The organism is Bacillus sp. JJ1609 (genome assembly GCF_036967045.1).
Lineage (GTDB): Bacteria > Bacillota > Bacilli > Bacillales > Cytobacillaceae > Mesobacillus.
In genome coordinates this window covers 243,765-257,023 of the sequence record NZ_JBALSS010000008.1, presented here as the reverse complement: position 1 = coordinate 257,023, position 13,259 = coordinate 243,765, and the positions used below count along the sequence as shown (strand labels likewise).

Below are 13,259 nucleotides of genomic sequence, written 5' to 3'. Positions count from 1 at the left end.
AGGAATAAAAAGGAAAATGAAATTGGTGAAAATTGTCGACAAGCATATCTGATGTTGATATATAATCAAAATAAAACCTACAATATATACGGCCGACTGTCAGGTCGTTTTTTTTAATAGTTCATACTCCAACAAAACTATTTATTTTGGTTAAAGATTAATGTTGGTGAGCAGAGAGGTGAATGAAAAGTGGCGTTAGAAAAATATCAAAAACTATTGTTCGAAAAAATAAAGAAACAAATTTCTCAATGGTTCGATACAAATCCTAATGAATTGGTGGAATATGAAGAAGTCTATCGTTTTCTACATTCCATTAAAGGCACATCAGGCACCGTCCAGCTTGGAGGATTGCTGATTGTAGCGTCAAAGCTGCTTGCCCAGCTTGAATCAATAGAGGAGCATCCGTGGATTAAGAATGAACTACGGGACTTTCTCTTTGAACTGATTCGTCTTAGCTACGATTACGAACATTTTAATGATCCAGCTGTTGAAAAAGACGAGCCGTGCTGCGGAAGTGTTCCTCTAATCCAAATTATTGATGATGATGTTTCCATGCTGATACTTTTAAAAGAAGCACTGGAGGAAAAAGGCTGGATGGTCATAACGAATACAGAGCCTGAAAAGGCAGTCTCTCAATATTATGACCTGCAGCCGGACTGCCTAGTGCTCGACGTCGATCTGCCTTCGAAAAATGGATTTCAATTATTAGAAGATATTCAGCAGCACAATCATAAGCAATTTATACCAAAGGTAATCACGAGTATACAAAAAGATCGTAAAACAAGAATGAATGCTTATGAAATGGGCGCAGATGATTTTATAGAAAAGCCGATCGATATAGAGGAGTTCATTATCAGGATCAATCGCCAATTGCAAAGAAAGCAAATATTTGATCAATCGGTGCTGATCGATGAATTAACTCAGGTTTATAACCGCCGTTTTTTATTTGACCTGTTAGAACGGTACATAAAAGACTATGAACGGACCGATGTTCCATTTTCGGTATCGCTTCTGGATCTGGATTATTTTAAAAATATTAATGATCGCTACGGGCATCTCACAGGTGATAAGGTCCTCGAAGTTTTTGCATCTTACCTTAAGGAAAACATCCGGAGTACCGATATTGTCTTCAGGTATGGTGGGGAAGAGTTTGTCATCCTGTTTCCGCGGACAACTGCTGAAGAGTCAAAGGAAGTTGTAAAACGGATTCTGGAGGAATTTTCAAAGGTTATTTTTATTGAACATGGTGAGTCCTTCAATATAAGTTTTTCAGCAGGAATCTACATGGTGAATAATCATGAAGAAGGCAGTCTAGAAATCCTGAAAATGGCGGATCAGGCTTTATATGAAGCGAAGGAAAATGGACGAGCATGTGTGGAAAGCGCAAATGAAACAGTGCAGCCTGAAAATAAAGTTCTCAATGTCTCTGTGATAGATGATGACGCGATTATCCGGACTCTGCTTGTAAGGGTATTGCAAAATATGGATACCAGCAAGGTTTTGCTGAATATTGAATCCTATGAAAACGGCGAGAAATTCTTTGGAGCTGGCCGTTTGGATGAAAAGGGGAAGCATTTTCTTGTCCTTGATGGCGTGATGCCGGTCATGGATGGGATAGAAGTCCTGACAAGAGTAAGGGAATCTGAACATGCAGACAGAGCGCATGTCCTGATGCTAACTGGAAGAAAGACTGAATACGATATTGCCCGGGCCCTAAAGCTTGGAGCTGATGATTATGTTACGAAGCCATTCAGCATCACCGAACTTCAGGCCAGAATTCAAAGGCTGATTCAAAGGATGTTTTAAATGATAACAGATGAAATTCAATTTCTTGTTGCAGCCTTCGTCGTGCTATCAGGCATTCTACTGATTTTGCTGGTGTATTTAATTTGCAGAAAGGCTTTTGAAAACAGGCAACGGCGGAGGATCGAGCATTTTAAAATAATAATGAATGATAAAATGCTCCATTCAGTCTTCACTGGTGAGTTCCTCCGTTCTTTGCAGGCTGATACTAAGGTAAAGAAGCTTGCTCTTGAAGAATTACTTAGCCACTATGCTGAAATCCTCGAGGGTACGGAAGAAAAAAACAATCTTATTAAACTGGCAGAAAGCAGGCTTACTGCCTACTATCGCCAAAACCTGAGCAGCCTTAGGTGGAGTTCGCGGATGAATGCTCTTTTTCACATAGAAGCCTTTCAAATGGAAGGGCTTAAGGAAGACATCATCAGCATGCTGAACCGGAGACGTATAACGAAAGAAGAGAAAATCAGAGTCCTGACAATTTTAGCTCAGCTTCAATCTGCAGAGATGTTTGATCTGTTGACAGGGAAATACAGAGATCTTTCATACCTGGAGTACAGGAATATCCTGTCCCGGTTAAATACCGATGGCTTTGATCAATTTGTGCTTGGCTATCATTCCTGCCAGCCGGAGCTTAAGTTTGCGATCATGGATCTTTCTGGCTTAAGAAAGGAATTAAATTATTTAAACTTTGCGGAAACGATTTTTTCGGTTAGTTCCGGAGAAGAACGAGTCAGGGCATTAAAAGCAATTGTTTCAATAGGGCATGTGAGAAAGCTGGATCAGTACCTTCACTTATTTCAATCCGGAAACTGGGAGGAACGAATGCTTGCTGCCAGATTGGCAGGGGTTTTGAAAGCTGAAAAGACATTGCCTGAACTAGTACAGCTTCTTCAGGATTCTTCCTGGTGGGTACGCTCACAGGCAGGCCAATCGATTACAATGTTTCCTCAAGGAAAAAAAGTCCTAGAGGACGTTATGTCTGACAGCAATGATTCGTTTGCCAGGGACATGGCATGGGAATGGATCAACAAAGGAGTTTATCAGACATGAATCTTTTGCTGCAAAATCTTAGTATCTATTTTGCATGGTTTATCATGGTGTACATGCTCGTCGTTATTACATTTTATTCAGCTGTCATGCTGATTTCGGTCATACAGTTAAGAAGAGAATATAAGCTTGATCGTAATAAGTCTTATAGCGACTATACGGAAGATATTTATACAAAACCGGTCTCGATCATAGTACCTGCTTATAATGAGGAAGCCGGTATTGTCCATAGTATTCGTTCTCTGCTTAGCATCAATTATCCTGTATTCGAGATAGTAGTCGTGAATGATGGTTCCTCGGATGCCACGATGGAAAGAATGATTGAACATTATGATATGAAAGAAATTCAAAAAGTAATTCGTAAACAGGTAGAATCAAAACCTATTAAAAAGGTCTATCAATCGCAGGTTCTCCCATCTCTGTTTCTGATTGATAAGGATAATGGAGGCAAGGCAGATGCGCTCAATGCTGGCTTGAATTTTTCCCATTATCCTTATGTCTGTTCCCTGGATGGGGATTCGGTCCTTGAGAGAGATGCATTTTTAAAGGTGATGAAGCCGATCATTGATTCAAATGAAGAGGTCATCGCCTCAGGTGGAAGCATTCGGATTGCAAATGGGTGCGAAATCAGGAATGGTGAAGTCCTGAAAATCGGTTTATCAAACAATCCACTTGTCATCATGCAGGTAATCGAGTATTTGCGTGCCTTCTTAATGGGCAGGATCGGGCTTAGCAGGCATAATTTGCTGTTGATCATTTCCGGTGCCTTTGGGGTGTTTTCGAAACACTGGGTCGTCCAGGCAGGAGGCTATAGGACCGATACGGTTGGAGAGGATATGGAGCTTGTCGTCCGCATCCACCGGCTGCTAAAAGAAACCGGAACAAAAAAACGAATTGTCTATGTACCTGATCCAGTCTGCTGGACGGAAGTACCTGAGAGCATGAAGTATTTGCGAAGGCAAAGGCGGCGATGGCATAGGGGACTCTTCGAGAGTCTCTGGATTCACCGGAAACTGATGCTGAACCCTAAGTATCGTCAGATTGGCTTTATTTCATTTCCTTATTTCTGGATTGTTGAATTTTTCGGGCCAATCGTCGAGCTATCCGGCTACTTGTACATTTTATTCTCATTGTTTGCAGGTGGAATTTATCTTGAGTTTGCGATATTAATATTTTTATTATCCTGTTTGTATGGCTCACTATTTTCTGCTTTTGCCATCCTGCTGGAGGAATGGAGCCTTAGAAAATACCCTAAGATATCTGATTTGCTTAAGTTGTTCTTTTACTCGCTTACAGAAACGCTATGGTATCGGCCACTGACTGTTTTTTGGCGCTGCCAGGGTATTTGGCAGATGATCAGAGGAGAAAACGGCTGGGGAGAAATGAAAAGAAAAGGTGTATCTCAATGAAGTCTATATTCAAAAATAAACCTCAGCTGACTGTTCTGATCCTTGTATTCTTGGTTGTAGCCATAGTTTCCAGCCCATTTTGGCTCTGGCACTTAAAAGCGGATAAAACCCTGGACGTTTTGATTGTCGATAAAACCGTCCCAGACAAAAGCTTTCGCGAGCATAAAGGCGTCACTTGGGTTCTGAACAACGAGAAATTTAAGAAAAGCAATGGCAGTCCATATTCAGCCGAGGAAGACTATGTTGGCTTTGTACATGAAAAGACAAAATCATTTACCGCCGGCAAGCTGCCAGATGATTTAGATCCATACAAGGTAATGTATCTTGCCGACTTTTACGGAGTATATGAAGAAGAATTCCACGGTCTTAATGAGTCAGGAAGCAGGTCAAAACAATTATATGGAGGTCTACAGCAGGAGGATGTAACCACGCTGGAGAAAGCTCTGCTTAAGGGAAACAAGACGCTGATCGCAGAATTCAACACATTTGGCAGTCCTACAGAGGAAGCTGTCAGGAAGCAGATGACCAATCTGTTGAATGTGAAATGGAGCGGTTGGACTGGCCGTTATTTTCCGAAATTGGATGGAAAAGAAGTTCCACAGTGGATCATTAATCAATATAAAATGCAAAGTGGAGGCTGGAATTTTACCGGTGCTGGATTTGTATTCGTCAACGAGGAAGACTTCATCGTTGTAATTGGCAAAGAGGATATTGATGGTGAAGGATTGAAATTTTTGCTCACCCAGAAAGGTGAAAAGACTTTCAACGCAGACTTGAATTCGAGATACACGTATTGGTTCGATATCATTGAACCAATAGATGAAGCCGAGGTACTTGCAAACTATCAGCTGCCAGTCAGAGAGCAGGCGATGGAAAAGTTGGAATCCTATGGAATTCCTCTGCAGTTCCCGGCTGTCATTAACCACAAAAATAAGCGTTATACTTCCTATTATTTTGCCGGAGATTATGCAGATGAAGCCGAAGTGCCAGGAATTTATCAAACAGCAGGTTTATCGACATGGAGAAAGATTACAGGTGGCAGGAATTCTTTTTATTGGACCACGTACGTTCCAATGATGAAGGAAATCTTAGTTGAGGGGCTTCATAAGAAACAAAAGAATCATGTGCCAGAGATTGCAGTGGCCGAAAAGGTTCAATACAATAGCAAAACCAATTCTGATTCCATTCAAATCCAAAAAGATGGTCAATGGGAAAGTATCCTGATAAAAGGTGTCAATATCGGGATGGGAAAACCAGGAGCATTCCCAGGTGAGGCTGCCATTACGAAGGAGGAGTACCTTCGCTGGTTTAAACTGATTGGGGGAATGAATGCGAATGCAATCAGGATTTATACATTGCATCCCCCGGCGTTTTATGAGGCTTTATATAAATATAACCAGATGGCAGAAAAGCCTATATACCTGTTTCATGGTGCGTGGGTGAACGAAGAGAATTTTGTTGGTTCCCAGGATGCTTTTTCCATCAATGTCATGGATGATTTCAAGCGGGAATTGAAGCAGATGGTGGACATTGTCCACGGCAACGCAGATTTAAAGCCAACTCCCGGACATGCATCAGGGGTTTATCAATATGACATTTCACCATATGTATTGGGCTTTGTCATTGGAACTGAGTGGGATCCTGGAGCTGTGCTTAATACCAACAACGTTCATAAAGGAATGGATCAGTTTTCAGGCCGATATTTTACAACAAAGGATGCTGAGCCTTTCGAAGTCTGGCTGGCAGGGATGATGGAATTCACAGCGGCATATGAAACAAAACAATACAGCTGGCAGCATACCCTCAGCTTTACGAACTGGGTAACGACGGATTTACTTGATCACCCGAGTGAGCCTTTGGAAACAGAGGACATGGTATCGGTGAATCCTAACCATATTGAAAAAACGGAGAGCTTTAATGCGGGAATGTTCGCTTCCTATCATATTTATCCTTACTATCCAGACTTTTTGAACTACGAAAAGAAATACCTGGAATACAAGGATGAAAAGGGAAAGACAAATCATTATGCAGGGTATTTGCACGAGTTAATCAATGCACATACAATGCCAGTCCTTGTTGCTGAGTTTGGGGTACCGTCTTCAAGGGGACTGACTCACCGGAATATGTCCGGAATGAATCAGGGATTTTTGACCGAGAAGCAGCAGGGAGAAATGAACAGCAAAATGTTTAATTCTATTGTCGAGGAAGGCTATGCAGGCGGAATCGTGTTTGCTTGGCAGGATGAATGGTTCAAAAGGACATGGAACACGATGGATTATGACAATCCGCACCGTCGACCATACTGGGCAAACCGCCAGACGAATGAGCAGAATTTTGGACTGATGAGCTTCGAGACCGGGAAGCTGAGCTCAAGTATTTTTGTAGATGGAAGAATAGGAGATTGGGATAAAAAAGCAATCCAGCCATTAGCAAAATCATTAAAAGGTGATTTGAGGCAAGTATTTGCAGCTTCGGATGCAGCACATTTGTATCTTCGCCTTGATTTTTCCAAACCGCTAGACTGGAAAAAGCAAAGCACTTATGTGTTCTTGGATACCATTCCTGGACAAGGGCAGCAACAATTGAAGCTTAAAAATGGAATAAACTTAAAGTCTGATTTTGGCGTCGATTTTGTCATCGAGCTCTCAGAACCGGATCATTCCAGAATACTCGTAGACAGTTACTATGATCCTTATTATTTTCAATATGGGAAAATACTAAAAATGATTCCTGAGCAAAAATATGCAGAGCAGAATAACAATGGAATCTTCCATCCCATCATGCTGACGCTAAACAAGGAAATGACACTGCCGGGAGAGAACATTAAAATTCCTTTTGAATCATATGAAACGGGCATTTTAAAATATGGAACAGCTAATCCTTCTGATGAAAAATTCGATTCGCTTACCGATATAAGTATAAGCGACGATCAAAAAACTGCAGAAATCCGCATACCCTGGCAGCTGCTGAATGTTAAGGATCCAAGTACCAGGGAGATAATGGGCAATCTTTATAAAAGTGGCCTTACAGGAAGTGAAAAAATTGAAGGGATTCATTTAGCAGCTGCAGCAATCGAGGGGAGCAGTATTACTACTATTCTTCCAGACAATAATTCTGGTGCACTAAAAAATAGTGTCCACTATAAATGGGAGGAATGGGAAGAGCCGCAGTTTTACGAACGGACGAAGACTTCATACGGTATCTTGAAAGAAACTTTTAAGAATGCCCGCAGCAAGGGGGAAAACCAGTGAAACGGATTTTGCTGGCTGAGGATGATGAAATTTTAAGAATGCTGATCATTGATACTCTGGAAGAGGAAAAATTTCATGTGGAAGAAGCAGAGGATGGACTGGCTGCACTGAAATTTGCTGAGGAGAGCCAATATGATCTTATTATCATTGATTATATGATGCCGGCTTATTCAGGGATCGAAGTTATTGAGAAAGTGCGAAAGGGAGGCATCAACAATGCTGTTCCCATACTAATGCTTTCGGCTAAAAGCCAGCTGTCAGAACAAGAAAAAGCAATTGGGGCGGGTGCAGATTATTTTATTGCGAAACCCTTCAGCCCTTTAGAACTACTGGGTAAAGTGAGAGATATCCTGCATGAATAAAATATTGTTTAAAAAGAACAGTATCGTACGGCGGTTTATTTACTTGATGAGTGTGTTTATCACCGCTTTTTTAATTCTGGCAGCAATCTTGCTGTATTCCTTTTATGACCTCAACCAAACCTACACTTCAAAAAACAGGGAGCTAGAGAAGAAGGAAAGAATCGTCCAGAAAATCAGTGAGGATTTTAACAAGGTTTTCATGGATATCCGGGGTTACATTGCATTTGGTAATAAAGATTTAAAAAAAGCGGCACTCAATAAGGAGCCTGAAATACGGGAACTTACAAGACAGTTTGCGGAAGTGGCATCCGATTATCAGGATCAGGAATTCCTCAATCATCTTGAGTTATTTACTGATTATTACTTTGTATCGACTTTGCCTGTTTCACTGGCAAACTATGAGAATGGAAATTACGAAGCAGTCGTTGAAACAGCCAATACCGGGGCAACTTACAGGATCAATAGCATAAAGACAGAAATGAATGGCTATATCGGGGAAATTGACAAACAAATCGATCAAAATTTTCAAGAACTGTCAAAAATGCAGGCATATGTGCAAATTGGTTTTGTTTCTTTCATTCTCGTATTTTTAATTGTGCTGCTCCGGATTACCAGAATCATGTTCAGTGAAATCGCTCAGCCGCTTGCAAGCTTTGCATCGGCTGCAAATGAGATAGCCAGTGGCAGGGAGGCTGTCATAGAAGTGGATTCCCAGCGGAATGATGAGCTTGGAATCCTCTCTGTTGCTTTTAATAGAATGGTTGCGAGCATTCAGGAGAATGAGCAAAACCTCCTGGCACAGAATGAAGAGCTGGTGGCACAGCAGGATGAGCTGCATGCCCAGCAGCTCGAGCTTCAGGAAGCACTTGAAATTGTGAAGGGCAATGAGCTGAAGCTCAACAGCCGAAATGAACTCGTTAACAAGATTGCAAATTCTCTTGATAAACAGGAAGTATTGGAAAGTGTCGTCATGAACATGTGCCCGATTATCGGCGCTGAAAAAGGGATCATTGCTTTCGTTGATGACGATTCGTATGCATCTTATGGAATATCTTCAGAAGGTGTAAAGCAATTCAGAAGCACCTTATTATTCAGTGGAATAGTTGAACGACTGCAAATGGATAGAAAGCCCTTTATTTTGCAAAGAGATTCAAGGGAAGAAGAAAAAGGATTCCACACAAATATGCTGTATTCGCATGACTTATACCTCCCAATCTTTTTATCTGGTAAAAAGCTGATAGCCGTAATGGCGTTCAGCCGTTCTGATGCTCCTTTTGAATTAAGGAAAATGGAAGAGTACGAGGCTCTTGCTAAAAACATCGGGATTTCTTTAGATAAAATCAGCCTGTACCAAAAATCTGAGGAGGCTAGGCGACTGAACCAGGACATCCTCGATACAATTCAGGAGGGTGTTCAGCTGGTCAATACAGATGGTGCCATCCTTCAGGTCAATAAGCAGTTTTGTGAAATGTTTGGCTGCCCTGACCGACTTCAGAAAATGGACGGCTGTTCATGGGAAGAATGGACTGGACTGCTTTCAAGGCATATTGCTGAATCAGAAGATTTTATCGGTTTTTTAAGAAAAGAAGCATCAAGTCTCGAACGTTTTCCTTCAGCTGACCGCCATTATGTTTATAAAAGCAATAGTGGGCAGGTGTACAAGGTTTACTGTGAAGGATTATTCCATGGGAATGCAAAACTAGGTACAATCTTTGTCCATCGCAATATTACGAAGGAGTTCGAGGTCGACAGGATTAAATCCGAATTCGTCAGCACGGTAAGCCATGAGCTGAGGACCCCGCTTGCAAGTATCCTTGGTTTTACCGAGCTGATCCTGACGAGGGAATTAAAGCCTGATCGCCAGAAAAAATATTTAACGACTATCTACAATGAAGCAGGGCGGCTGACTGCCTTAATCAATGATTTTCTTGATATCCAGAGGATGGAGGCAGGAAAGCAATGCTATGAAAGCAAGGAGATCGAATTGCTGCCAATCATTAAAAAGGTGATTGATCTCCAAAAAGTGCAATCAGATAAGCATGAATTAATCCTCGACTTTGCCGCTGGCAGCGACAGGATCATCGGTGACAGAGAGAAAATGGAGCAGGCCCTTACCAACCTTGTTCATAATGCGATCAAATATTCTCCGGATGGAGGAGAAGTAAAGATTGCTTTGTACGAAAAAGAGGGTCTGGTGAATATAGAGATTAAAGATGAAGGGCTTGGGATTCCGCCGGAAGCAATGGATAAGTTGTTTGAAAAATTCTACCGGGTGGATAATTCCGACCGCAGGTCCATAGGCGGCACAGGTCTGGGTCTTGCAATTGTCAAGGAAATCATCCATTTCCATAACGGTGAAATAAAAGTCGACTCAGAATATGGGAAAGGAAGTACCTTTACCGTATCATTGCCAGTTCAGGCAGCGTCTTTATCTTCAATGGAGATTAAAAAATAGAAAAGCGGCCAAGCGCCGCTTTTTTCTTGTCTGATACGCGTATCTCTGGATGGTCTATTCGTAGTGGAGATATAATACGTATAACAGTATGTAGACGAGGAGGGGCAGCATGGCAAAAAAATCGCTGACATTATTCACAAGGCCAATGTGAACGGATTGCCAGGAAGCGAAGGAGTTTCTTTCGCAAAATAATATCCCTTACGAGGAAATCAATGTACAGGGAGCACCTGATAAAGAAAAGGAAATGAAGGATCTTACCGGAACGATTATTGTACCAGCCTTTATTTTTACGAACACAAAGCTGATGTTCATAAAGCAGAAGAAGGTGCTAATTGGATTTGAAAATAATCGCATTGAAATCGAAAAGCTCGTTGACAATGTTAAACATTAAAAGCCATCGAATGATGGCTTTTTTTGACCTTTGTTCATTTAGTAAAACTTTTTCTGATGTAACCTTGTTATTACCTTAAACAAGGTTACCTCTTCAAAAGGTTCATTCCCTATGATGTTCAAGTTATGGATGATTCGAGTCAGTCTGATTCTGGATATCAATAAATATTTTAACAGGAATGGAACGTTTAAGTTTTTCATAAATATGAATATATTAATCTTGAGGAAGGAGAAATATAATTCCGAGTTGACTCATAGGAATACATGTATTATATTGTTCAATATGATACTTATAGGAGGGGAAACCCGTGACAACTGGACTTGTTATTTTAAATATTGCCATTATGCTAATCATCATCGCTGGTCTATTTTACATGCAAAAGAAACATGTATCTTTTTCTAAACGTGTTTTCATTGCACTTGGAATCGGGATTGTGTTTGGCTTTGCCTTACAGTTTATTTATGGAGCTGGTTCCGAGGTTATTGCTAAAAGTGCTGACTGGTTCAGCCTTGTTGGCAGCGGTTATGTGAAATTCCTGCAAATGGTTGTCATGCCACTTGTGTTCATTTCGATTCTTGCCGCTTTTACAAAATTGAAGCTTACAAATAATATCGGTAAAATCAGCACTCTGATCCTTGGTTTGCTTGTAGGGACAACAGCGGTAGCCGCTGCAGTTGGTATTGCGACTGCAGTAGGGTTTGATCTTGAAGCTGTACAGATTACCCAAGGCGATGCTGAACAGGCCCGTGCAGAGCAACTTGAGCAAACATATGGGGGAATTGAAGGACGTACAATGCCGCAGCAGATTCTCGATCTACTTCCGGCCAACCCGTTCCTCGACTTCACAGGAGCACGCCCAACCTCTACAATTTCGGTCGTAATCTTCGCAGCGTTCCTGGGAATTGCTTACCTTGGTGTCAGAAGAAAATCGCCTGAACAGGCTGAACTTTTCGCTAAAATTGTAGATGCATTCTACGCTGTGATCATGAGGGTTGTTACTCTAATCCTGCGTCTGACTCCGTATGGTGTCCTTGCGATCATGACAAAAACAGTAGCATTGAGTGACTTTGATGCGATTCTTAAACTCGGTAAATTTGTTCTTGCTTCATACGTAGCACTAGCAATCATGTTCATCATCCACTTGTTGCTATTGACGATTGCCGGTCTGAACCCGGTAACATATATTAAAAAGGCATTCCCTGTACTCGCATTCGCTTTTACTTCGAGAACAAGTGCCGGCGCATTGCCATTGAACATTAAGACACAAAGATCACTAGGAGTGCCAGAAGGAATTGCCAACTTTGCTGGTTCATTCGGATTATCCATCGGCCAAAACGGCTGCGCTGGGATTTATCCAGCGATGCTCGCAGTCATGATTGCCCCAACCGTTGGTATTGATCCACTTTCACCATCATTCATTGCAACAGTAATCGCGATTGTTGCAATCAGTTCCTTCGGTGTAGCTGGAGTAGGCGGCGGAGCTACCTTTGCAGCATTGCTCGTACTTTCTGCACTGAATCTGCCGATTGCCCTTGCAGGTTTGCTGATTTCAATCGAGCCATTGATTGACATGGGCCGTACTGCAGTTAACGTCAGCGGATCAATGACATCCGGTATCCTGACAAGCAGAATCACAAAAGAAATCGATTCATCTGTCTATGGGGATATGGATGCAAAGATTGAGGCAGAAGCATAAATAGGAACAGACATATAAAAGAAGCCAGCCAAGTTAATTTGGCTGGCTTTTTCATAATTTTTATTAAAAGGAAGGCTATATTAGCTGCTCCCGCTTAATAACACATAAAGAGGTCATCAACCCCACACAGGTGATGGTCAAGAGTGAATAAGTGAATTTCTCCATCCCAATCACCTTCAAGCCTGATAAAATCACTAGTCCATCTATAGCAAATATCAGCACCCCTACATTGATCGAGACGAATTTATTGATTAACTGAGCCAGCAGATCGGTTCCTCCAGTACTTGTTTCATGGCGGAGCATGAGTCCAATTCCACAGCCTACAAGTACACCGCCTAAAATTGCACTTGGCAGGACACCAAGATTCAGTCCTTTTTCAGCCGGAGCGAATAAATCAATGAACAAACTGGAGACCATTAAACCATGAAGACTGTGAAAAAAGTACTTTCTTTCCAGAAACCAGGCTAATAAATAGAGGGGAATGCTTAATAAAATAATTGTCAATCCAGTGGGCCAGCCATAAAAATAATGGATGATCAATCCGAGTCCAATCATTCCGCCATCCAGTAGATGGTGCGGAACCAAAAATCCATTGACACCAATGCCCAATAATAAGCTGCCGACCAATACAGCGAGTATTTTCCCTAACATTACGAATCACCTGCCTTGTCCGTATTCCTTTAGTTATTTTTATGAAATTAGACAAGCATTAGAACAAACCATAAAAAAAGAACCCGCTTAAATGCGGGTTCACTGCTTGTCGACAAAGATATAGGTCACAGATCAGTTATTAAAAACCTGTTGATTGGAGTGGAGGGCGCGTAGACTCCTGCGGGCTTAGCTGG

The 13,259-nt window shown here is 41.6% G+C and carries 8 protein-coding genes and 1 pseudogene; 8 read left to right on the top strand and 1 reads right to left on the bottom strand.

What is annotated here, in order from left to right; genetic code table 11:
* The first annotated feature begins 189 nt into the window (after window positions 1-189).
* The 8 genes and pseudogenes from V7654_RS09995 (at window position 190) to V7654_RS09960 (ending at window position 12,414) form a co-directional block, all read left to right on the top strand.
* A complete protein-coding gene (locus V7654_RS09995; RefSeq protein ID WP_335430192.1) occupies window positions 190-1,806 on the top strand; it encodes a GGDEF domain-containing response regulator in 1,617 nt (538 codons plus the stop codon).
* Window positions 1,807-2,853, top strand: coding sequence for a HEAT repeat domain-containing protein (locus tag V7654_RS09990; RefSeq protein WP_335430191.1), 1,047 nt, complete (start codon window positions 1,807-1,809; stop codon window positions 2,851-2,853).
* The gene (locus V7654_RS09985) at window positions 2,850-4,259 is read left to right on the top strand and encodes a glycosyltransferase family 2 protein (protein ID WP_335430190.1); all 1,410 of its coding nucleotides are present in this window, start codon (window positions 2,850-2,852) and stop codon (window positions 4,257-4,259) included. The genes V7654_RS09990 and V7654_RS09985 overlap by 4 nt, the downstream gene beginning before the upstream one ends.
* Window positions 4,256-7,510 carry a hypothetical protein gene (locus V7654_RS09980; RefSeq protein ID WP_335430189.1) on the top strand — a complete coding sequence of 1,085 codons (3,255 nt, stop codon included), beginning with the start codon at window positions 4,256-4,258 and terminating at the stop codon, window positions 7,508-7,510. Before V7654_RS09985 ends, V7654_RS09980 begins: the two co-directional genes overlap by 4 nt.
* The gene (locus V7654_RS09975) at window positions 7,507-7,872 is read left to right on the top strand and encodes a response regulator transcription factor (protein WP_335430188.1); all 366 of its coding nucleotides are present in this window, start codon (window positions 7,507-7,509) and stop codon (window positions 7,870-7,872) included. Before V7654_RS09980 ends, V7654_RS09975 begins: the two co-directional genes overlap by 4 nt.
* Entirely contained in the window at window positions 7,865-10,327 is a 2,463-nt protein-coding gene (locus V7654_RS09970) for an ATP-binding protein (protein ID WP_335430187.1), read from the top strand. Before V7654_RS09975 ends, V7654_RS09970 begins: the two co-directional genes overlap by 8 nt.
* Window positions 10,328-10,493: 166 nt before the next feature.
* Window positions 10,494-10,718 (top strand): annotated as a pseudogene (locus V7654_RS09965) (glutaredoxin family protein); the annotation flags it as partial.
* A 343-nt stretch (window positions 10,719-11,061) separates the two neighbouring features.
* Window positions 11,062-12,414, top strand: coding sequence for an L-cystine transporter (locus tag V7654_RS09960; protein ID WP_438825280.1), 1,353 nt, complete (start codon window positions 11,062-11,064; stop codon window positions 12,412-12,414).
* A gap of 75 nt (window positions 12,415-12,489) precedes the next feature.
* Here V7654_RS09960 and V7654_RS09955 read toward each other — a convergent pair whose 3' ends face one another.
* A complete protein-coding gene (locus V7654_RS09955) occupies window positions 12,490-13,065 on the bottom strand; it encodes a YitT family protein (RefSeq protein ID WP_335430185.1) in 576 nt (191 codons plus the stop codon).
* Between the last annotated feature and the right edge of the window lie 194 nt (window positions 13,066-13,259).